The 20,897-nt window shown below is 64.7% G+C and carries 17 protein-coding genes, 1 tRNA gene and 1 pseudogene; 4 read left to right on the top strand and 15 right to left on the bottom strand.

Translation table 11 applies throughout. The features are described from left to right. Positions 1-56 precede the first annotated feature (56 nt). The 3 genes from rpoB to rplJ form a co-directional block, all read right to left on the bottom strand. Complete coding sequence (rpoB, locus tag GV832_RS17135) at positions 57-4,190, bottom strand: DNA-directed RNA polymerase subunit beta (RefSeq protein WP_168776105.1); 4,134 nt, start codon at positions 4,188-4,190, stop codon at positions 57-59. 235 nt (positions 4,191-4,425) lie between these two features. After that, positions 4,426-4,800: a 50S ribosomal protein L7/L12 gene (gene rplL / locus GV832_RS17140; protein ID WP_168776106.1), complete on the bottom strand. Its 375-nt coding sequence runs from the start codon at positions 4,798-4,800 to the stop codon at positions 4,426-4,428. A gap of 69 nt (positions 4,801-4,869) precedes the next feature. Next, positions 4,870-5,385, bottom strand: a complete 516-nt coding sequence (rplJ, locus tag GV832_RS17145) for a 50S ribosomal protein L10 (protein WP_168776107.1) — start codon at positions 5,383-5,385, stop codon at positions 4,870-4,872. Between the two features lie 292 nt (positions 5,386-5,677). On the opposite strand from rplJ, the gene GV832_RS17150 reads away from it, so the two are divergent. Further along, positions 5,678-6,424: a class I SAM-dependent methyltransferase gene (locus GV832_RS17150; protein WP_168776108.1), complete on the top strand. Its 747-nt coding sequence runs from the start codon at positions 5,678-5,680 to the stop codon at positions 6,422-6,424. Positions 6,425-6,478: 54 nt separating this feature from the next. Here GV832_RS17150 and rplA read toward each other — a convergent pair whose 3' ends face one another. The 4 genes from rplA to secE all read right to left on the bottom strand — a co-directional run bounded on the left by rplA (position 6,479) and on the right by secE (position 8,609). Beyond that, positions 6,479-7,177, bottom strand: a complete 699-nt coding sequence (rplA, locus tag GV832_RS17155) for a 50S ribosomal protein L1 (RefSeq protein WP_168776109.1) — start codon at positions 7,175-7,177, stop codon at positions 6,479-6,481. A 3-nt stretch (positions 7,178-7,180) separates the two neighbouring features. Continuing rightward, positions 7,181-7,633 (bottom strand): 50S ribosomal protein L11, encoded by a 453-nt coding sequence (gene rplK, locus GV832_RS17160; RefSeq protein ID WP_168776110.1) that lies wholly within the window; start codon positions 7,631-7,633, stop codon positions 7,181-7,183. A gap of 86 nt (positions 7,634-7,719) precedes the next feature. Further along, positions 7,720-8,253 carry a transcription termination/antitermination protein NusG gene (gene nusG / locus GV832_RS17165; RefSeq protein WP_168776111.1) on the bottom strand — a complete coding sequence of 178 codons (534 nt, stop codon included), beginning with the start codon at positions 8,251-8,253 and terminating at the stop codon, positions 7,720-7,722. A 158-nt stretch (positions 8,254-8,411) separates the two neighbouring features. Continuing rightward, a complete protein-coding gene (gene secE, locus GV832_RS17170) occupies positions 8,412-8,609 on the bottom strand; it encodes a preprotein translocase subunit SecE (protein WP_168776112.1) in 198 nt (65 codons plus the stop codon). A 151-nt stretch (positions 8,610-8,760) separates the two neighbouring features. Here secE and GV832_RS17175 point away from each other — a divergent pair, with 151 nt between their 5' ends. Next, positions 8,761-10,353, top strand: coding sequence for a hypothetical protein (locus tag GV832_RS17175; protein ID WP_168776113.1), 1,593 nt, complete (start codon positions 8,761-8,763; stop codon positions 10,351-10,353). Between the two features lie 12 nt (positions 10,354-10,365). On the opposite strand, the gene GV832_RS17180 is transcribed toward GV832_RS17175, so the two are convergent. Then, a tRNA-Trp gene (locus GV832_RS17180) sits at positions 10,366-10,441 on the bottom strand. A gap of 176 nt (positions 10,442-10,617) precedes the next feature. On the opposite strand from GV832_RS17180, the gene GV832_RS17185 reads away from it, so the two are divergent. Then, positions 10,618-11,952 (top strand): hypothetical protein, encoded by a 1,335-nt coding sequence (locus GV832_RS17185; RefSeq protein ID WP_168776114.1) that lies wholly within the window; start codon positions 10,618-10,620, stop codon positions 11,950-11,952. Between the two features lie 25 nt (positions 11,953-11,977). Here GV832_RS17185 and tuf read toward each other — a convergent pair whose 3' ends face one another. The 4 genes from tuf to parC all read right to left on the bottom strand — a co-directional run bounded on the left by tuf (position 11,978) and on the right by parC (position 17,404). Further along, complete coding sequence (tuf, locus tag GV832_RS17190) at positions 11,978-13,153, bottom strand: elongation factor Tu (RefSeq protein ID WP_168776098.1); 1,176 nt, start codon at positions 13,151-13,153, stop codon at positions 11,978-11,980. 85 nt (positions 13,154-13,238) lie between these two features. Continuing rightward, positions 13,239-13,880 (bottom strand): hypothetical protein, encoded by a 642-nt coding sequence (locus tag GV832_RS17195; RefSeq protein ID WP_227754499.1) that lies wholly within the window; start codon positions 13,878-13,880, stop codon positions 13,239-13,241. A 235-nt stretch (positions 13,881-14,115) separates the two neighbouring features. Beyond that, positions 14,116-14,964, bottom strand: a complete 849-nt coding sequence (locus tag GV832_RS17200) for a calcium-binding protein (RefSeq protein WP_168776115.1) — start codon at positions 14,962-14,964, stop codon at positions 14,116-14,118. Positions 14,965-15,100: 136 nt separating this feature from the next. Further along, positions 15,101-17,404, bottom strand: a complete 2,304-nt coding sequence (gene parC / locus GV832_RS17205; RefSeq protein ID WP_168776116.1) for a DNA topoisomerase IV subunit A — start codon at positions 17,402-17,404, stop codon at positions 15,101-15,103. A gap of 65 nt (positions 17,405-17,469) precedes the next feature. On the opposite strand from parC, the gene GV832_RS17210 reads away from it, so the two are divergent. After that, entirely contained in the window at positions 17,470-18,273 is an 804-nt protein-coding gene (locus tag GV832_RS17210; protein WP_168776117.1) for an SDR family NAD(P)-dependent oxidoreductase, read from the top strand. 68 nt (positions 18,274-18,341) lie between these two features. Here the strand turns inward: GV832_RS17210 and GV832_RS17215 are convergent, their stop codons facing one another. From GV832_RS17215 to GV832_RS17225, 3 genes and pseudogenes are all read right to left on the bottom strand, one after another. Further along, positions 18,342-19,670 carry a glutamine synthetase family protein gene (locus GV832_RS17215; RefSeq protein ID WP_168776118.1) on the bottom strand — a complete coding sequence of 443 codons (1,329 nt, stop codon included), beginning with the start codon at positions 19,668-19,670 and terminating at the stop codon, positions 18,342-18,344. A 119-nt stretch (positions 19,671-19,789) separates the two neighbouring features. Continuing rightward, on the bottom strand, positions 19,790-20,716 hold the full coding sequence (locus tag GV832_RS17220) for an FAD-binding protein (protein WP_168776119.1): 927 nt from the start codon (positions 20,714-20,716) through the stop codon (positions 19,790-19,792). Then, positions 20,716-20,897 (bottom strand): annotated as a pseudogene (locus GV832_RS17225) (electron transfer flavoprotein subunit beta/FixA family protein); the annotation flags it as partial. The pseudogene GV832_RS17225 and the gene GV832_RS17220, both read right to left, overlap by 1 nt.

Genomic DNA, 20,897 nt, shown 5'->3' on the forward strand with positions numbered 1-20,897 from the left:
GCCGGGCGACAAGGTCGCCCGACACGGCGTCAGTCGGGGGTTACCCCGGCCTCCGCTCATTCCTCCTCCGCATCCAGGAGTTCCATGTTGAGGCCGAGGCCGCGCACTTCCTTGACGAGGACGTTGAACGATTCCGGCACGCCGGCTTCGAAATTGTCCTCGCCCTTGACGATGCTTTCGTAGACCTTGGTCCGGCCCGCCACGTCGTCCGACTTCACCGTCAGCATTTCCTGCAGGGTATAGGCGGCACCATAGGCTTCCAGGGCCCAGACCTCCATTTCCCCCAGACGCTGACCGCCGAACTGCGCCTTACCGCCCAAGGGCTGCTGGGTGACCAGCGAGTAAGGCCCGGTCGAGCGGGCGTGCAGCTTGTCGTCCACCAGGTGGTGCAGCTTCAGCATATACTTCACGCCAACCGTGACCTTGCGCTGGAACTTCTCACCGGTGCGGCCGTCGAAGACATCCGACTGGCCCGAGGTGTCGAAACCGGCGCGGGTGAGCGCGTCGTTGACATCGGCCTCCTTGGCCCCGTCGAAAACCGGGGAGGCAATCGGAACGCCGCGCGTCACATTGCCCGCCAGTTCCAGGAACTCGGCCTCGTCGCGGTCGCCGAAAGCGTCCTCATAGGTCTCGTCGCCGTAGGCCAGGCGCATCGCCTCACGCACCGGGGTCATGTCGCCGTGACGCTTGTAGTCCTTCAGCGCCTCGTCGATCTTCAGGCCCAGGCCACGCGCGGCCCAGCCCATGTGGGTCTCCAGGATCTGACCGACGTTCATGCGCGAGGGCACGCCCAGCGGGTTCAGAACCAGGTCGACATGGGTGCCATCGGCCAGGAAGGGCATGTCCTCGACCGGAACGACCTTGGAGATAACACCCTTGTTGCCGTGACGACCGGCCATCTTGTCGCCCGGTTGCAGCTTGCGCTTCACCGCGACGAAAACCTTGACCATCTTCATCACGCCCGGAGGCAGATCGTCGCCGCGACGCACCTTCTCGACCTTGTCGTCGAAGCGGTTGTCGAGGGCACGCTTTTGCGCCTCGAACTGGTCGTGCAGAGCCTCGACATCCTTGGCGTCCGACTCTTCGGCCAGGGCCAACTGCCACCACTGACCCTTGGAGAGGGTGCCCAGCAGTTCCTCGTCGATGGTCGAACCGGCCTTGATGCCCTTCGGACCCTTCACGGCGGTCTTGCCCATCACCAGCGTCCGCAGGCGCGAGTAGATGTTGCGCTCGAGGATCGCCAGCTCGTCGTCGCGGTCGCGCGACAGGCGTTCGATCTCTTCGCGCTCGATCTGCAAGGACCGCTCGTCCTTGTCCACACCATGACGGTTGAAGACGCGGACTTCGACGATCGTGCCATAGGCACCCGGCGGCAGACGCAGGGACGTATCCCGCACGTCCGAAGCCTTTTCCCCGAAGATGGCGCGCAGAAGCTTTTCTTCCGGCGTCATCGGGCTTTCGCCCTTGGGGGTGATCTTGCCCACCAGGATATCGCCCGGCTGAACCTCGGCGCCGATATAGACGATGCCAGCTTCGTCCAGGTTGCGTAGAGCCTCTTCACCGACGTTCGGAATGTCGCGGGTGATTTCTTCGGGCCCAAGCTTGGTGTCACGGGCGGCGACTTCGTATTCCTCGATGTGGATCGAGGTGAAGACGTCATCCTTGAGGATCCGCTCGGAGATCAGGATCGAGTCTTCGTAGTTGTAGCCATTCCAGGGCATGAAGGCCACGATGACGTTCCGGCCCAGGGCCAGTTCGCCCATGTCGGTGCAGGGGCCGTCAGCCACGACCTCGCCACGCGCCACGGTGTCACCCACCTTCACCAGCGGACGCTGGTTGATGCAGGACGACTGGTTCGAGCGCTTGAACTTGCGCAGACGGTAGATGTCCACGCCCGGCTCGCCGGGTTCCAAGAGTTCGGTGGCGCGCACAACGATACGCTGCGCGTCGACCTGGTCGATCACGCCCGCACGCCGCGCCATGATCGCCGCACCGGAGTCGCGGGCGACGACCGCTTCGATCCCCGTGCCCACGAAAGGCGCGTCGGATTGCAGCAGAGGAACCGCCTGACGCTGCATGTTCGAACCCATGAGGGCGCGGTTGGCGTCGTCGTTTTCCAGGAAGGGGATCAGCGAGGCCGCAACGGACACCAGCTGCTTCGGCGACACGTCGATCAGGTCGATGGCATCCGGCGGGTTCAGCATGAATTCCCCGGCTTTCCGCGAGGAAATCAGGTCATCCTGGAAGCGCCCTTCGGCATCCTGCGCCGCGTTGGCCTGAGCCACCGTGTGACGCATTTCCTCGGTCGCGGACATATAGACCACGTCGTCGGAAACCTTGCCGTCGATGACCTTCCGATAGGGGGTCTCGATGAAGCCATACTTGTTCACGCGGGCGAAAGTGGCCAGCGAGTTGATCAGACCGATGTTCTGACCTTCGGGAGTCTCGATCGGGCACATCCGGCCGTAGTGGGTCGGGTGAACGTCGCGGACCTCGAAGCCCGCACGCTCACGGGTCAGACCGCCCGGCCCGAGGGCCGAGAGGCGACGCTTGTGCGTGACTTCGGACAGCGGGTTGGTCTGGTCCATGAACTGCGACAGCTGCGAGGAGCCGAAGAACTCACGAACGGCAGCCGCGGCGGGCTTGGCGTTGATCAGGTCCTGCGGCATGATCGTGTCGATCTCGACGGACGACATCCGCTCCTTGATCGCGCGCTCCATGCGCAGGAGGCCGACGCGATACTGGTTCTCCATCAGCTCGCCGACCGAGCGCACCCGGCGGTTGCCGAGGTGGTCGATGTCGTCGATCTCGCCCTTGCCGTCACGGAGTTCCGTCAGGGCCTTGATGCAGGCCACGATGTCTTCGCGGTCGAGCGTGCGCTGGGTGTCGGGCTTGCCGAGGTCCAGGCGCATGTTCATCTTCACCCGACCGACGGCCGAGAGGTCATAGCGCTCCTTGTCCGAGAAGAGCGTGTCGAAGAGCGAGGCAGCCGCCTCGACCGTCGGCGGCTCGCCGGGGCGCATGACGCGGTAGATGTCCATGAGCGCGGTGTCGCGGCCCATGTTCTTGTCCACCGCCATGGTGTTGCGCATATAGGGGCCGACATTGACATTGTCGATGTCCAAGACCGGGATCTCGGTGATGCCCTGGTCCAGGAGAAGCTTCAGCGAACCGCCCTTGGGCTGACCGTCGCGGTCATATTCCATGGTCAGCTCATCACCGGCTTCGACCCAGATTTCCCCGGTCTCTTCGTTGATGATGTCCTTCGAGACATAGCGCCCGATGATCTGGTCATAGGGCAACAGAAGCTCGGACACCCGGCCCGACTTCAGAAGGTCGTTGGCCATGCGCGGCGTCATCTTGTCGCCCGCCTTGCAGATCACCTCACCGGTGGCCGCATCGACGAGGTCATGGCTCGGACGCGTGCCGCGCACGCGGTCCGGGAAGAACTTGGTCACCCAACCCTTGTTCTTCTGATACTTGAACATGACCGTGTTGTAATAGGCATCCATGATGCCTTCCTGGTCCATGCCAAGCGCATAGAGCAGGGTGGTCACCGGCAGCTTCCGGCGACGGTCGATGCGCGCAAAGACGATGTCCTTGGCGTCGAACTCGAAGTCCAGCCACGACCCGCGATAGGGGATGATCCGGCAGGCGAACAGAAGCTTGCCCGAGGAATGGGTCTTGCCCTTGTCATGGTCGAAGAACACGCCCGGCGAGCGGTGCATCTGCGACACGATGACCCGCTCGGTCCCGTTCACGATGAAGGTGCCGTTGGTCGTCATCAGGGGCATGTCGCCCATGTAGACGTCCTGCTCCTTGATATCCTTGACCGACTTGGCGCCGGTGGCCTCATCGACATCGAACACGATCAGACGCAGCGTCACCTTCAGGGGCGCCGCATAGGTCAGGTCGCGCTGCATGCATTCGTCAACGTCGTACTTGGGCTTTTCCAGCTCGTATTTCACGAACTCCAGAACCGCCGTCTCGTTGAAGTCCTTGATCGGGAAGACCGATTGGAACGTGCCCTGGATGCCCTCGTCATCCAGCGGCTTGTCGCCTTCACCCGAACGCAGGAACAGATCGTAGGAGCTCTTCTGCACCTCGATCAGGTTCGGCATCTCCAGGACTTCACGGATTTTGCCGAAATACCGGCGAATACGCTTTTGACCAACGTAAGCTTGCGCCATGCTCGTCGTGACCTTTCTCATCAGAGCTTGGCCGTTCCGCTGGGCGTCGGACCGGCTGCTCGGGCGTCAGGTGGTAAGGTTCCATTCATGCCGCCCGGCCCTTTGGGCGGCTCCCGAACCTTCCCGCGTCTGGAAAGAGGCTTTGCGCGAAAGCACCTTTCAAGACGCAGACGGCAGGGCCGGGAAAACTCCCGACCCTGCCTTGTCTTCAGTTCCGGGCGAACCCGGAGGCCACTTAGGCCAGCTCGACCTTGGCGCCAGCCTCTTCGAGCTTCTTCTTCATGGCTTCGGCGTCGGCCTTGCCAACGGCTTCCTTGACCTTGCCGCCAGCTTCGACGAGGTCCTTGGCTTCCTTCAGACCCAGACCGGTGATCGCGCGCACTTCCTTGATCACGTTGATCTTGTTGGCGCCGGCGTCCTTCAGGACGACGTCGAACTCGGTCTTTTCTTCTTCAGCCGGGGCAGCGGCAGCAGCCGGGCCAGCGACCATGACAGCGCCGCCAGCGGCGGGCTCGATGCCATACTTGTCCTTCAGGATGGTCTTCAGTTCCTGGGCTTGCAGGAGGGTCAGACCAACGATGTCTTCGGCGAGTTTGTTCAGATCGGCCATTTTTCAGTTCCGTAAGTTTGAGATGGTGTTCTAACGAGGCATGGTCTTCCACACCCGTCATGCGTTGCTTCAGGCGGCTTCCCGCTCCTCAAGAGTCTTGAGGATCCCCGCGATATTCGCCGCAGGCGCGCCAATGGCACCGGCCAGGCTCGAAGCGGGCGCGCCGATGATCGACACGATCTGAGCGATGAGCTCTTCACGCGACGGCATCGAAGCGACGGCTTTCACGCCGGCAGGGTCCAGAACCTCGGTGCCCATGGCCCCGCCAAGGATGACGAACTTGTCGTTCGTCTTGGCATAGGCCTCGCAGACCTTCGCCGCAGCGACGGGGTCTTCGGAATAGGCAAGGACGGTCATGCCCGCGAGCAGCGAACCCATCTTTTCAGAGGGCTTGCCACCGAGGGCGATCTTGGCGAGCGTGTTCTTGGCGACACGGACAGCCCCGCCGACTTCACGCATCTGCGCGCGGAGGGACTGCATCTGAGCAACTGTCATGCCGGTGTAGCGGGCAACCACCACAACGCCAGAGCTTGCGAAGACCTGGCCGAGTTCATCGACCACTTGTGCTTTCTGGGCTCTATCCACAGTTTTACTCCAAGTATGGGGGTTTCCCCCCGGCTCGTACATGCCCCGCTTGCGCGAGGCGTTCAGTCCATGATGCGGCCCGAGCCTTGAACCGGTTTCCCGGAGCAAAAGTTTCGAACTCCATCTCAGGCGGGATATCAAGGCGTTTGCGCGCCACCTGCCGTCTCGGACAAAGCATACGGTCCCCGTGACGAATCACGCGGGCCCGCATTGGGTGGGATTAGTCTCTTCCTTGACAGATTCCAAGCCCTCTCAGACATATGGGGCCAAGCAACATGAAATGAGAGGCAGAATGTTCAAACGCGCAGAAGGGGCCCGCTACAAGTGGCTCATCAAGGAGCTGCACAGCACCCATCTTTTCGACTGGTACCTGGAAATCGGCTGCCGGTCGGGCGACACCTTTTCCCCGTCCCGGTCCAAGACCATCGCGGTCGATCCGTTTTTCCGGGTCGAGCAGAATGCCATCGGCCAAAAGCCCGCGCTGCATGTCTTCCAGGCCACCTCGGACGATTTCTTCGCCAGCGGTTTCCTCGAGAAGAACGGGATCCAGCTGACCCTGTCCTTCATCGACGGGATGCACCTGGTCGAATATGCCCTGCGCGACCTGATCAACGTCGAGCGCAACTCGGCCCCCCATGGGCTGATCATGCTGCACGACCTGATCCCCTTCACCCACGAGATGACCTCGCGCGACCTGGACAAGCTGCCGCCCGGGCCCTGGACGGGGGATGTCTGGAAGCTGATCCCGATCATCCGTCGCTATCGGCCGGACCTGAAGCTGACGGTTCTGGACGCCAAACCCTCGGGCGTCGTGGTCCTTTCGGGGCTGAACCCCAAGGATGAGACGCTGAAGCAGAATTACGACGCGATCCTGGCGGAATTCCAGGAGCTGACGCTTCAGGACTACGGGGTCGAGAAATTCACCGCGCAGTATGAACTGACCGATTGCCGGGCCGAAGAGGAAGCGGGCTTCCCGCTCTTTGCGGGCATCAAGCTGGATGAATCCCAGGCCCTGAAACCGGGCTTCGTGTCGAAATAGGGTTGAAATGAAAAAGGGCGCCCTAAGGGGCGCCCTTTTCCGCATGGGATGCGCTTAGCGCGCGGTGGCCGAGGAAAGCTCCAGCGACACGCCCGGGCCCATCGTCGAAGACAGCGAGATCTTCTTCAGATAGGTGCCCTTGGCGCCCGCGGGCTTGGCCTTGGAAACGGCGTCCACGAAGGCGCGCACGTTGTCAGCCAGCTTGGCATCGTCGAAGGAGATCTTGCCGATGCCGCCATGGATGACGCCGGCCTTCTCGACCTTGAACTGCACTTCGCCGCCCTTGGCGCCCGCGACGGCCGTTTTCACGTCCATGGTCACGGTGCCCACCTTCGGGTTCGGCATCAGGTTGCGCGGGCCCAGGATCTTGCCCAGACGGCCGACCAGCGGCATCAGGTCCGGCGTCGCGATGCAACGGTCGAACTCGATCTTGCCGGACTGGATGGTTTCCATCAGGTCCTCGGCGCCGACGATATCCGCACCGGCGGCGCGGGCTTCGTCAGCCTTGGCGCCACGGGCGAAAACGGCGACGCGAACCACCTTGCCGGTGCCATGAGGCAGAGCCACGACGCCACGGACCATCTGGTCGGCGTGACGCGGGTCGACGCCCAGGTTCATCGCGATTTCCAGCGTCTCGTCGAACTTGGCCGAGGCCGCGGTCTTGATCAGCTTGACAGCATCCTCGACCGTCAGGGCCGACTTGCCTTCGAATTGTGCGCGCGCCGCTTTGGTGCGCTTACCGAACTTGGCCATGGCTTACCCCTTGATCTCGATGCCGCAGGACTTGGCGGTGCCGACGATGACGGTCATGGCCGCCTCGACGTCATTCGCATTCAGGTCCTTCATCTTGGTTTCGGCGATCTTGCGGATCGCGGCGACCGTGACGGAGCCCGCAACGGCATGGCCCGGCTTGACCGAACCCTTGGCGCGGTTGCGCTTGCCAACGGGGGGCAGACCAGCGGCCTGCTTCAGCAGGAAGGAGGTCGGCGGGGTCTTCAGCTCGAGGCTGAAGGACTTGTCCTGGTAGTAGGTGATCACGACCGGCACGGGGGTGCCCGGCGGGAATTCGGCCGACTTCGCGTTGAATTCCTTCACGAAGGCCATGATGTTCAACCCGCGTTGACCCAGCGCCGGACCAACCGGGGGCGAGGGGTTCGCTTGTTGCGCCTTCACTTGCAGCTTGAGGCTGCCCATAATCTTCTTGGCCATCTGGCCTTCTCCTCATCACACGGCACCCGGGTGGGTGCGGTTTAGTGGTGCGGCCCCGCCTTGGCGGGAACCTCCCACGCAGACACTCAGGCGCCCTTGGACACCTGGGTGAATTCCAGTTCCACGGGCGTCGCGCGCCCGAAGATCGAGACGGAGACTTTCAGGCGCGAATGCACCTCGTCCACTTCCTCGACCATGCCGTCGAAACCCTCGAAGGGGCCATCGGCGACCTTCACCCGCTCACCAACCTCGAAGCGGATCAGGTTGCGCGGCGCGGCCTCGCCCTCTTCGACGCGGTTCAGGATCTGGTTGACCTCGGCGTCCCGCATCGGCATCGGCTTGCCTTGCGGACCCAGGAACCCCGTCACGCGGTTGATCGTCGAGATCAGGTGATAGCCGCGGTTGGTCATCTCCATCCGCACCAGCACGTAACCCGGCATGAAGCGGCGCTCGGACGAGACCTTCTTGCCGCGACGGACCTCGATCACCTCTTCGGTGGGGACCAGGACCTCGTCGATTTCCTCTTGCAGACCGGCCTCGGCGACAGCGGTCTTGATCTGCTCGGCCACCTTCTTTTCGAAGTTGGAGAGGACCGATACCGAATACCAGCGCTTTGCCATTGCCTTTACCTTCCGTCGCCCCTTCGTGGGGCCGCTGCTTTCCGGGAAAACAAAACAGCGCGCCGCCCGAATCGCTGCGCGCCGTTTCCCGTCACTTGGGGCGGGGGATAGCGGCCCGCACCGATGATTTCAAGAAAAAACGCCGAAAAGCGCCAATCTCAGTGGAAGCTCGACAGGATCCAGGTCAGGCCCAGCTTGATCACGAGATCGACGAGGAAGAAGAAGGTCGCCGTCAAGGCGGCCATGACGAAGACCATCATCGTGGTCAGCATGACTTCGCGACGGGTCGGCCAGGCGACTTTGGCGACTTCGCTGCGCACCTGGTTGATGAATTGCATCGGGTTGGTCATGGCCATGGGGAATCCGCCTCTTGCGTCTGGGGGGCAGATACGCAGTTTGCCCGCCGATTTCAAGCGCCGTCACATGCGAAGCCCGCCTTGCAACCCAAAGTCGCCCAAGTCGTGCCAAATTCTCCCTATTTGACGGTCCCATAGCTTGGAGGTGATCTTGGGACGTCTTGTTGTTTTGCTTTTCATGGGCCCCTGGTGGATCCGCATGGTCGTCGCGGCGGGCTTTGCCTATCTCAGCCTCAGCGCCTGGCAGGACAATGCCCAGATGCAGGCTGCGCGCGAGGCGCTGATCCACCAACAGCCCCCCGCCGTGATCCCCGTGGCCGAGCTGAAGCGCGAACCGGGCCTTCCCTTGCAAGAGGTCGCCATCCGGGTGGTCATCGCCTCCGAGCACAACAGCCACCTGGTTGAAAAGCGCAACCTCGTCACGACGAACGAGGACCTGATGTATGTCCTCCAGGACGAAACCGCGGGCGTGGACGAACCCCTGGTGCGCGGCGTCGTGATGATCGAACCCTCGGAGAAGGAGGCCTTCCTCTCCTGGGTCATCGCCCATGCGGAGACATTTACCGACACGGGCCCCGTGGTCGAGCTGACGGGGCTGATCGGCCCGATGCGGAACCTGGCCCATTCCTCGCAGGTCCTGCGCGAGGCGGGGCTGACCCAGGCGCCGGGCTTCTTCCAGCTGGAGCCCTTCGTGATCTCCCGCGCCTCGGCGCTGGAGAAGCTGCCGCATGACTCCACCCAACTGCCCTGGGCGGGCTTCGGCATCGCGGCGATCTTCGCCCTGATCGGGCTTAACGACCGCCGCAAGGCCAAGCGCATCAAGGCGCAGAAGGCGGCGGTGGAGGAAATCGCGGCCCAGTATTCCGCCTTTGTCGCGGCCAGCCAGGCCAAGCCAGAGCCCCGCCCCGACGCTGCGGTCGGTGCCGGGCCTGCGGCCCCCCTTTCCCCCGCCGAGGTCGAGGCCCGGCTTTCCGCCCCCAGCCTGCATCGCAGCCGCGGCGCCGACCCCCTGCCCCTGTCGGCCGCCGAGGTCGAGGCTCGCCTCTCCGCGCCGCTGAAGCCGCAGGCCGCCGCCCTGCCCGAGGCGCGGCCTGAAACCACACAGCCCCCGATGACCAGGGCCGAGACGCAGCCGCTCCCCGAAAGGGCCGAGAAGGCGCGGCTGATGTCCCATGTCTCCAAGGGCTTCGGGGCCGACATGCCGCGCTCCTTGCGGCTGGCCATGGTGCTGGCCCTGGGGATCGTGGCCCTGTCGATCCTGGGCAAGACCCTGCCCGCCAGTGACCTGCCCGCGATGGAAAAGGTCCTGGGCTGGCTCTGCGCCACCCTCCTGCCCCTGGGGCTGATCTACACCCAGCGCGCCCGCTTCGCCGCCCTGATCCCGGCACCCAAAGCCGCGCCCGGCGGCCCGATCCAGTCCTTCCCAAGCCTTGGGGAACGCTTTACCGCCTGGACCGCCGCCCAGACCTTCCGCGCCTGGACGCCCTTCCTCCTGGGCCTGGGCTTCCTGGTGCTGGTGCCCCTGATCCGCAAGATTCCGGGCCTGGAGTTCATTGCCAATGCCACTCCGCTGCCGGGCGATGAGGGCTTTTACAGCGCCGCCGTCCCGGGCGCTTTCGCCAGCCTCTGCATCCTGGGGGCCACGGCCTGGGGTATCCACAAATGGCTGAAGCCGGGCGTGGCCGACCTGTCCGACAGGCCCGACCCCTGGGACCGCATCACGCGGGAACGCAACCGAAGATGAGGGGAAGCGGCCTGGCAGGAGTTGGGGGACTCGAACCCACGACCCTCGGTTTTGGAGACCGATGCTCTACCAACTGAGCTAAACTCCTAGGCCTGCCGGGGGGATATTCCATGGAAGCGGGGAATTCAAGAGGCTCTCTCTTCCCGTCATGCGGAATTCTTGACCGCGGCGACCCCGACGTCCAGGTCATCTTCAGAAGAGACCGGCGCCACGCAATCGCCGCAAAGCCGTGGTTGATGGGGGATGCCGTTTTCAGGTCGACGCATGAAACACACCCTCTTTGCCCTGCTGCTCTCCGCCCTCCCCCTGGCCGCCCGGGCCGAGGTTCCCGATTGCCTGCCCAGCCCCAGCAGGGCCTGCCTCTTCCAGATGGCGCTGACCCAGGCGGAGGCGGCGGATCGGCCCGTGAGACTCGCGAGAGGCTATCTTGCCGTGGCCATCGCGCAAGAGAGTATTGGCAGCGACGCCGACCCCACCCGGCGCGCCCTGCTGGTCGGCCTGCTGCGGAGGAATCCCGATCCGGCGGAGGCACGCGAGAACCTAGGCTGGGCCATGTTCGGACTTGTTCTCAGCGACACCCACATGGAAAACAGCCCTCAAACGCTGCGTTGGTTTCACCAGACCATGCGCGACCTCGACCGCCAGGCGAATCTCCCCGAGACCAAGGATGACGACGAGGCCCGCCGGGAGAAGACAAGGGCAAAGGTCGCGGCCGCCCCCAAGGATCACCTGCCGAAATATGCAAGGGCCGATGCCTTGGGCCTGACCGTGGATATCGAATTAGGCCAGTACTGGCCGCCCTTCTCTTTCGCCTTCAATCCAGGGCGAGCGGATACTCTGTCTGAACTGATCAGGCACCGCGCGCTGACCGCCGCAGCGACCGAGATTGTAACCTTGCCCAGTACTGCCATGCGCGCCAATGGCCGGGCCTTTCTTGCCCTGGGCCTGGCCAAGGCGGGCAAGCTGCCCGAGGCGCAGGCCCTGGCCTCCAGCCTCGACCTGTCCCTGATGGACGAGGAGGGCTTGATCTACCTGGCCGAAGTTCAGGCCCGCGTCGGGCAAGAGAAAGCCGCGACCGATCTGCTTGACAGTATCCCACGCACCTCCGGTTACGTCCGCTCCAACACGGACAACCGCCTGAGGCTCGCCATCATCGCCCGAACCGTCTCTGGTGACTTCAAGGGCGCGCGCGACCTGATCCTGGTACTGGCCCCGCGCGACAGGGGCAATGCGCTGAATGAGGCGCTCGATGCCCGCCTGACTGCCGGGCGCCAGGGTCTCGCGCCGCTCCTCGCCTCCCTGCCCAGCGAGCTTCGGGCAAGGGCGCTCTATTACCTCGGCTGGCGCCAGGCGAGCTTGGGCGACCTCAAGGCGGCGCAGCTGGCCCAGGCGCTTTTGCAGGCCATGGGCCCGGTGGCGCAGGACTACGACCTCCGCCCGGCCCTCGCCCCCCTGCTGGCGGCCCTGGGCAAGACCGAGGACGCCACAAGGATGGCCCATGACCTTGGCAACGCCATCGTCACGGCCCAGGTCGCGGCACATCTGAAGGAGAAAGGCCGCCCCCAAGGGACGGCCTTTCCAGCAGATCGCAACCCGTAGCCCGGGGTATACCCCGGGTCACGTCTTACTTGATGATCTTCGAAACCACGCCGGCGCCGACGGTGCGGCCGCCTTCACGGATGGCGAAGCGCAGCTTCTCTTCCATGGCGATCGGCGCGATCAGCTCGACGTTGAACTTCAGGTTGTCGCCCGGCATCACCATCTCGGTGCCTTCGGGCAGCTGAACCGTCCCGGTCACGTCGGTGGTGCGGAAGTAGAATTGCGGACGGTAGTTCGCAAAGAACGGCGTGTGACGGCCGCCTTCTTCCTTGGTCAGGATATAGGCCTCGGCTTCGAACTGGGTGTGCGGGTTGACCGACTTCGGCTTGCACAGCACCTGGCCGCGCTCCACGCCTTCACGGTCGATGCCGCGCAGCAGCACGCCGACGTTGTCGCCAGCCTCGCCGCGATCCAGCAGCTTGCGGAACATTTCCACGCCGGTGCAGGTCGACTTCTTGGTCTCGCGGATGCCCACGATTTCCACTTCGTCGCCGACGTTGATCACGCCACGCTCGACGCGGCCGGTCACCACGGTGCCACGGCCCGAGATCGAGAACACGTCTTCGATCGGCATCAGGAAGGGCTGGTCGATGGCGCGGGCCGGGGTCGGGATGTAGCTGTCAACCGCAGCCATCAGGGCGCGGATCGACTGCTCGCCGATGTCGGGACGCTCGCCGATCATGGCCTGGTGGGCCGAGCCCTTGACGATCGGGATATCATCGCCGGGGTATTCGTAGGACGAGAAGAGCTCGCGGATTTCCATCTCGACGAGTTCGATCAGCTCTTCGTCATCGACCAGGTCGACCTTGTTCATGTAGCAGACCATGTAGGGGATACCCACCTGGCGGCCGAGCAGGATGTGCTCGCGGGTCTGCGGCATCGGGCCGTCGGAGGCGGCGCAAACCAGGATCGCGCCGTCCATCTGCGCGGCGCCGGTGATCATGTTCTTCACATAGTCAGCGTGGCCGGGGCAGTCGACGTGGGCGTAGTGACGGGTCTCGGTCTCGTATTCCACGTGGGCGGTCGAGATCGTGATGCCACGGGCGCGCTCTTCGGGGGCGCCGTCGATCTGGTCGTAGGCGCGGAATTCGCCGAAGTACTTCGTGATCGCCGCCGTCAGCGTCGTCTTGCCGTGGTCAACGTGGCCGATCGTGCCAATGTTGACGTGCGGTTTGGTCCGTTCAAACTTTGCCTTTGCCATGTCGGCCACCCTTGTTTCGGGGGGCCGTCATGGGCCCCGGTCTACACGCGCGGCGATGTATTCCGGCGCAAGGGGAAAATCAAGGTCATCCCGCAGTTGCCGGTTTTGCGGGCGCGGGCGTGTCTCCGGGGTCACCCTTCTGGCCCTCGCGCACCTCCTCGACCGGCGCGGCGCCGTCCAGCGGCAGGCCCAGCCATTCGGGATGCTCCAGCATGTAATCCTGCACGGCCTTGGCGGCATTGCGGGCGAGCTTCTTCATCTGCGCCTGCTTGTTCTGCGTCCAGCCCGAGCCCACCAGCGTCTCGCCACTGGTGCCCTCCAGCACGGTGATCTGCTTGCCGCCCTCGACCAGGAGCTGGCGTTTCGCATCGTCCCAGACATTGACCGTGATGATCAGCGCCGAACGGGGGGAGGCGACCAGGGGAATGCCGGGCGGGGCCAGGACATAGCCGTCGATCGAAATGCCGAAGTCGAAGAGCTTGTCGCCCTCGTAGGACCCGAAGCGTTCGTCCATGGCTTCGGTCATCACCTTCTCCCAGTCCTCCGCCGTCACCTGGCGCGAGATCGGGATGGTCTGGGCGGTGGAGCCCACGACGATGTTGTGGCCCATGGCGAAATTGCCCATGGGTTTCGGCGGGTCGCCGAAATCCGCCGCATCGCAGGCCGCAAGGGACAGGAGGGCGGCCAAGAGGGCCAGGGGGCGGATCAGGGCGCGGATCAGGGACATGGGGCGGGGATTCCTCCGGGATTTGGCTCAGGGATAGGCGGCGGAGGCCCGCTTGTCCATGGCAGCGGGCAAGACGGCGCTTGCCTCGGCAAGAAGTGATCCGCCGACTGCACCGCCGTGCCTCCCCTGCACCCTCGCCCCGCCGACTGAGAGACGGACCTGGCGGAACGGGCCCCCTCTCGGCAATCGCCGTTCAAGTCGCAAGGCCGCTGTGCCCGAAGTCATGCGGGCCCGCTCAGTCCCACTCCCAGCCTGCGATGTCGATCCAGCCCGGCGCATGCGGCCCGATGATGTCGCCGATCCAGGTCTTGCCGCCTGCGCCATTGGCATCGGCATCATAGAAGACCCGGTAGCCCGAGGTAATGACCGTCACCAGGAAGAAGTCCTGCGCATCCTGCGCCGTGGCGCCCAGATGCACCAAGTCGGACAGGGCATGGCCCGAGGCAAAAGCCTCGCCGAAGGTCACTTCCGCGAAATACAGGCCATCCGTGCCGGGCGTGTAATCGACGATCACATCGGCGCGGCCTCCATCGGCGTTGCGGTCGTCGAAGACGAAGGAATCCGCTCCCTTGCCGCCGATCAGCCGATCCGCGCCGTCGCCGCCCTGGACCGTGTCATTGCCCGCCCCGCCATTGACCGTGTCGTTGCCTCCCTGCCCCTTGATCAGGTCATTCCCGTTATATCCCAACAGGATATCGGCCTTGTTCGTCCCGGTGATCTGATCAGCCTCGCGGAAGATATAGGCGAAGGTCGTGTCGTTCACCCCGCCCTCCCTGACCAGGTCGAAGAGCTTGGCCGCCTGAAGATGCAGCCCCGCGACGCTCAGCGCCGGGCCCACCGTGCTGGCCGTGACCTCCAGCGTCGTCAGCCGACCGGAGAGCACATCGGTGATGTCGCCCAGGCCCGTGCGGGCATAGCTGATGCCCTGGCCGCCGAAGTCGTAGCCCATCGAAAGAGTCGGAAAGCTCACCGCGCCGACCAGGTTCTCGTTGGTGCAAAGGACGGAATCCCATTCGATCGGGGAGAGATCCCACTTCAACTCGCAGGTGCCGCCGGAACAGGTATAGGTCGCAATCGCCATCATCGGTCTCCAAAGAAGCTGCCTGAAATGTCGCGCTGGTCTGGCATGAGGCTGCGCGCGAAGCCGATTCGCGTCAAGCTTGCGGGATCACGACAGCAAAACGCCCGCGGGCCGGTGCCAACGGGCGCTTGGAAAGGGGTCAGGTGAACTTGTTGTCCCTCGGGAAGCCGCGCGGGGCCATGGCCCCGGTGGCGGCCCGGTTGCCCTCCCAGAGGCGGAGGTCGGTCTCGGTGCGGGTGCGGCCGGCGGGGTCCTTCCACGACAGGCCCTCAGATTTGGTGAAGGTGATGGCGTCCGACAACCCGCCGTCCTTGTATTTCTGCAACCGCACGCCCTTGCCCTTGGTCATCTCGGGCACCTGGATCAGCGGGAAGACCAGGACCTTGCGGTTCTCGCCCACCACGGCGACCGTATCGCCATGGGTGCGACGACACAGGGCCGTCTTGACGCCATCCCCCAGCGTCAGCACCTGCTTGCCCGCCTTGGTCTGGGCCAGGACCTCTTCGGAGGCCACGACGAAGCCATCGCCCGCCGTCGAGGCCACCAAGAGCTTCTCCCCCGCCCGCCAGATCATCAGGTCGACGATGGCGGTATCGTTGGGCAGATCGACCATCAGCCGCACGGGCTCGCCCATGCCACGGCCCCCGGGCAGGTTCGCGCCGATCAGCGTGTAAAACCGGCCATTGGCGGCCACGAGCAGGATCTTGTCGGTCGTCTCGGCATGGAAGGCAAAGCGCGGGCCATCGCCGTCCTTGAACTTTTGCTCGACGGAAAGGTCCACATGGCCCTTCATCGCCCGGATCCAGCCCATCTGGGAGCAGATCACGGTGATGGGCTCGCGCTCGATCATCGATTCGGCGCTGATTTCCACCGCCTCGCCCGCCTCGGCAAAGGCGGTGCGGCGGCGGCCAAGCTCGGTATGCTTGCCGTAAAGCTTGCGCACCGTGTCCAGCTCTTCGCCGATCCGCGCCCATTGCGCCGCAGGGTCCGCCAGCAAGGCCGCCAGCCCCGCGCGTTCCGCCACCAAGGCATCGCGTTCGGCCACAAGCTCCAGCTCTTCCAGCCGCCGGAGGCTCCGCAGGCGCATGTTGAGGATGGCTTCGGCCTGGACTTCCGACAGCTCGCCCTTCTGCTCGGGCGGGCTCTTGTAATCCTTCTCATCCGTCGCCCGCTTGTGCTTTTTCCCCCAGCGTTCGGCCATCAGGGCGCGCTTGGGGTCTTCGTCATAGCGGATGATGTCGATGACGCGGTCGAGGTTCAGGAAGGTGATCAGGAAGCCTTCGAGGATTTCCAGCCGCGCATCGATCTTGTCCATGCGGTGCTGAGAGCGCCGCTGAAGCACCTCGCGGCGGTGATCGATGAAGGCGCGGAGCACCTCTTTCAGCGAGCAGACCTTGGGCACCTTGCCATCGATCAGGACGTTCATGTTGAGGCTGAACCGGCTTTCCAGCTCGGAGTTCCGGAAGAGCGCCCCCATCAGCTGATCGGCATCCACGGTGCGCGACCGGGGCTCCAGCACGATGCGGATGTCATCGGCCGATTCGTCGCGGACATCGGCCAGCAGGGGAACCTTCTTGAGGTTGATCAGCTCGGCCAGCCGCTCGATGAGCTTCGATTTCGCGACCTGGAAGGGGATTTCGGTGACGACGATCTGCCAGCCGCCGCGCCCGAGGTCTTCGATCTGCCACTTGGCGCGGGTGCGGAAGGCCCCGCGCCCGGTCCGGTAAGCCTCGCGGATCGAGGCCGGGTCTTCGACGATCACCCCGCCGGTGGGGAAATCGGGGCCGGGGATCAGGGCGGTCAGGGCATCGTCCGCGATATCCGGATCGGCGATCAATGCCTGGGCGCCCTGGATCAGCTCGTCCAGGTTATGGGGCGGGATATTGGTGGCCATGCCCACGGCAATCCCGCTGGAGCCATTGGCCAGGAGGTTCGGGAAGGCCGCAGGCAGCACGACCGGCTCTTCCAGGCGCCCGTCGTAATTCGGGCGGAAATCGACGGAGGTCTCGTCGATGCCCTCCAAGAGCGCCTCGGTCAGGGCCGTGATCCGTGCCTCGGTATAACGCGAGGCGGCCGGGTTGTCCCCGTCGATATTGCCGAAGTTGCCCTGCCCGTCGACCAGCGGGTAGCGCATGTTGAAGGGCTGCGCCAGGCGCGCCATGGCGTCATAGATCGCCGCATCGCCATGGGGGTGGAAATCCCCCATCGTGTCGCCGCTGATCTTGGCCGATTTCAGGAAGCCGCCCGTCGGAGACAGCCTCAGCCGCCGCATGGCCCAAAGGATGCGCCGATGGACCGGCTTCAACCCGTCCCGCGCATCGGGCAGGGCCCGGTGCATGATCGTGGACAGGGCATAGGTCAGATAGCGCTCCCCGATGGCCCGCGAGAGGGGCTCGGTGGTCAGGACGGGCTCTGCGGCGGGGATATCGTCTTCGTCAGCCATGGGGCTTTAGTAGTGGCTGGCGGGGCATGGGTCCAGAGGATATCACGGCCGAAAAGGAGCTCTCCATGCGCACGATCCTGATCACCGGCTGTTCTTCGGGCATCGGTTACGATGCCGCCCATGCGATGAAGGCGCGGGGCTGGCGGGTGCTGGCCACTTGCCGCGCCGAGGCGGATTGCGAAAGGCTGCGGGGCGAGGGGCTGGAGAGCTTCCGGCTGGACTATACCGACGAGGAGTCGATTGCCTCCGCCGTGGCGGGCCTCGACCGTCTGGATGCGCTCTTCAACAACGGCGCCTATGCCTGTCCGGGCCTGTCGGAGGATCTGCCGAGGGGCGCCCTGCGGGAGATCTTCGAGACGAATCTCTTCGGCTATCACGACCTGACCCGCCGCGTGATCCCGCTGATGCGGAAACAGGGGTTTGGGCGGATCGTCCAATGTTCCTCGGTGCTTGGCATCGTGGGGGCGGAGTGGCGCGGGGCCTATGTGGCGACCAAATTCGCGCTGGAGGGCCTGACCGATGTGATGCGGCTGGAGATGCGGGGGACGGGGATCGACCTGATCCTGATCGAGCCGGGGCCGATCGGCACCAAGATCCGCCAGAACTCGATCCCGCATTTCGAGAAGTGGATCGACTGGAAGAACGCCGCTCGCTCTGCCGATTACGCAAAGCTTCTGGGCCGGCTTTACGGCGAGAAAACCGGCCCCGACCGTTTCGAGCTGCCGCCCTCGGCGGTGACCAAGGCGCTGATCCATGCGGTCGAGGCCAAGCGGCCGAAGGCGCGCTATTACGTCACGATCCCCACCCATATCGCGGGGCTTGCCCGCAGGCTTCTGCCCACGCGGCTCCTCGATCGGCTGGTCGGGTGAGGCTCCCGCCTGCGCGGGAGCAGCCTGGCGCGGGGGACAAAATCAGCCTGCCCAAAGCCTGGGCGCGGTCAGACGGTAAAGCCGTAGAGGCTCCATTCCACATCGGTGACCTCGACGGCCAGGCGGTCATGTTCCGCCCGCTTGATCGCCGAGAAGCCCGCGTGGAAGTCGGGGCCAAGGATGCGCTTCATCGTTTCGGAGGTCTCGAAGAGACGGATCGCCTCGGCCCAATTGGCGGGCAAGGGGCGGTCATCGGCGGCGCCCGAGGGGCCGGGCGGCGTTGCGGCCTCGATCCCGTCGAGCGCGGTGCCCAGGGTCACGGCGGCCACCAGGTAGGGGTTGGCATCCACCCCCGCCACCCGGTGTTCAAAGTGGCGGGTCTTGGCCGACCCCGCCGGGATGCGGAGCGCCACGTTGCGGTCCTCCTCGCCCCAGGTGTTCGAGGCGGGGGAATAGACCGTCGAGGCAAAGCGCCGCCAGGAGTTGAGGAAGGGCGCCAGGACCAGCATCGTCTCGGCCATATGCGCCCGGATGCCGCCGATGGCGTGAAGCATGAGGTCGCCGCTGGAGAAGAGGTTCTGCCCGCCCTGGGTCAAGGACAGGTGCAGGTGCATCCCCGAACCCGACCGCTGGCCAAAGGGCTTGGCCATGAAACAGGCCTCCATGCCAAAGCGCCGCGCCGTCGCCCGCAGAAGCCTTTTGGCCAGGATGATGTCATCGGCCGCCCGCGCAAGGTCGCGGTAGCGGAGAGTCAGCTCGTACTGGCCAGCGGCATATTCGGAAATCAGGCTCTCCATCGGCAGGCCGAGCGCCTTGCCGCCCGCATAGACCGCGTCGAAGAAGGGCGACATCTCGTCCAGCTCATCGACCGACATGGTGTTGGTCGCATGACTTTGCCGCCCGGTCAGCGGATACCGCGCGGGCTGGACGCGGCCTTGGGCGTCACGCTCGCGGTCGACGAGGTAGAACTCCAGCTCCATCGCGCCCATGGGGGTGAAGCCCAAAGCCTCGGCGCGCGCGATCTGCGCCATCAGCACGTTGCGGGGGTCAGCGGGCTGGGGGTGATCGGTGAACATCGAGACCAGAACCACCCCCCGCCCCGTCGCCGGGATCAGGCCCAGGGTCCCGGGTATCGGCCAGCACCGGCTGTCGCCCCCGCCGTCGTTCTGCGTGGCCAAGGCGCCGTCCACGTCATCGCCCGTGATATCCTGGGCGAAAAGGCTGGCAGGCATGCCCCGGCCCGAGGTGTAAAGGCTCTCCAGCTCATGCCGCCTTATGATCTTGCCGCGCCCGATGCCATGGGCATCGGTCAGGACGATATCGACCGCCTCGACCTGGGGATGACGGGTCAGGAAGTCCTGCGCCTCGGAAAGCTGCGAGAGGGTCGGAGAGGTCATGTCTATCCCCTGAAGATTTGATCAAATCCCATAGGGCCGCCACGCGCGGCAATCAAGCAAAAAGGGGCGCCCGAAAGCGCCCCAGTTTCAATCGACGTAGGGTGGGTGAAACCCACCGCTTACAGCTTGCCCGACAACTCCGGCACAGCGGTAAACAGATCCGCCACCAGGCCATAATCGGCGACCTGGAAGATCGGGGCCTCTTCGTCCTTGTTGATCGCGACGATGACCTTGGAGTCCTTCATCCCCGCGAGGTGCTGGATCGCCCCCGAGATGCCGCAAGCGACATAGAGGTTCGGCGCCACGACCTTGCCGGTCTGACCCACCTGCCAGTCGTTCGGCGCATAGCCCGAATCGACCGCCGCACGGGACGCCCCAACGGCGGCGCCCAGCTTGTCGGCGAGCGTCTCGATGATGGCGAAGGACTCTTTCGACCCCACGCCGCGCCCACCCGAGACGACCACCTTGGCCGAGGTCAGCTCCGGACGGTCCGAGGCCGCGACGCGGTCCTCGACCCAGGCCGAAAGCCCCGCTTCACCCGGACCGGCCAGCTTTTCAACCGGGGCCGAACCGCCCGCGCCAGCCGCAGCGAAAGCCGCCGTACGGATCGAGAAGACCTTCTTCGCGTCGCCCGACTTCACGGTCTGGATCGCGTTGCCGGCATAGATCGGACGCTCGAACGTGTCAGCGTCGATCACGGCGGTGACGTCGGACATGACCATCACGTCCAAGAGGGCCGCCACGCGGGGCAGGACGTTCTTGTTGAAGGCCGTCGCAGCACCCGTGATGTGGGAATACCCACCCGCCAAGGAGACCACCAGGGCAGCGGTCGATTCCGCCATGCCGTGGCAATAGGCGTGATCCTCGGCGAAGATCACCTTCGACACGCCTTGCAGCGTCGCCGCCTCCGCCGCAGCCGCGTCACCGCCGAGGCCTGCGACCAGCACATGGACCTCGCCGAGGCCCGCGACAGCGGTCAGCGCCTTGCCGACCTGGTCGGTGGCGAGGTGGCCGTCATTCACGTCAGCAATCAGAAGAACGGCCATCACAGGACCCCCGCTTCGTCTTTGAGTTTCGCGATCAGCTCATCGACCGAAGCAACCTTGACGCCCGCCTTGCGGCCCGCAGGCTCGACGGTCTTGATCACGGTCAGACGCGGCGAGACATCCACGCCGTAATCGGCCGGGGTCTTGGCGGCGAGCGGCTTGGCCTTGGCCTTCATGATAT

Origin of the sequence: Stagnihabitans tardus (genome assembly GCF_009925085.1) — a bacterium.
Taxonomy (GTDB): domain Bacteria; phylum Pseudomonadota; class Alphaproteobacteria; order Rhodobacterales; family Rhodobacteraceae; genus Stagnihabitans; species Stagnihabitans tardus.

Bases quoted from the DNA above. Each gene is read 5' to 3' on its own strand.
- rpoB (WP_168776105.1), bottom strand. From the start codon at position 4,190: ATGGCGCAAGCTTACGTTGGTCAAAAGCGTATTCGCCGGTATTTCGGC.
- rplL (WP_168776106.1), bottom strand. From the start codon at position 4,800: ATGGCCGATCTGAACAAACTCGCCGAAGACATCGTTGGTCTGACCCTC.
- GV832_RS17150 (WP_168776108.1), top strand. From the start codon at position 5,678: ATGTTCAAACGCGCAGAAGGGGCCCGCTACAAGTGGCTCATCAAGGAG.
- rplA (WP_168776109.1), bottom strand. From the start codon at position 7,177: ATGGCCAAGTTCGGTAAGCGCACCAAAGCGGCGCGCGCACAATTCGAA.
- rplK (WP_168776110.1), bottom strand. From the start codon at position 7,633: ATGGCCAAGAAGATTATGGGCAGCCTCAAGCTGCAAGTGAAGGCGCAA.
- nusG (WP_168776111.1), bottom strand. From the start codon at position 8,253: ATGGCAAAGCGCTGGTATTCGGTATCGGTCCTCTCCAACTTCGAAAAG.
- secE (WP_168776112.1), bottom strand. From the start codon at position 8,609: ATGGCCATGACCAACCCGATGCAATTCATCAACCAGGTGCGCAGCGAA.
- GV832_RS17185 (WP_168776114.1), top strand. From the start codon at position 10,618: ATGAAACACACCCTCTTTGCCCTGCTGCTCTCCGCCCTCCCCCTGGCC.
- tuf (WP_168776098.1), bottom strand. From the start codon at position 13,153: ATGGCAAAGGCAAAGTTTGAACGGACCAAACCGCACGTCAACATTGGC.
- GV832_RS17195 (WP_227754499.1), bottom strand. From the start codon at position 13,880: ATGTCCCTGATCCGCGCCCTGATCCGCCCCCTGGCCCTCTTGGCCGCC.
- GV832_RS17200 (WP_168776115.1), bottom strand. From the start codon at position 14,964: ATGATGGCGATTGCGACCTATACCTGTTCCGGCGGCACCTGCGAGTTG.
- parC (WP_168776116.1), bottom strand. From the start codon at position 17,404: ATGGCTGACGAAGACGATATCCCCGCCGCAGAGCCCGTCCTGACCACC.
- GV832_RS17210 (WP_168776117.1), top strand. From the start codon at position 17,470: ATGCGCACGATCCTGATCACCGGCTGTTCTTCGGGCATCGGTTACGAT.
- GV832_RS17215 (WP_168776118.1), bottom strand. From the start codon at position 19,670: ATGACCTCTCCGACCCTCTCGCAGCTTTCCGAGGCGCAGGACTTCCTG.
- GV832_RS17220 (WP_168776119.1), bottom strand. From the start codon at position 20,716: ATGGCCGTTCTTCTGATTGCTGACGTGAATGACGGCCACCTCGCCACC.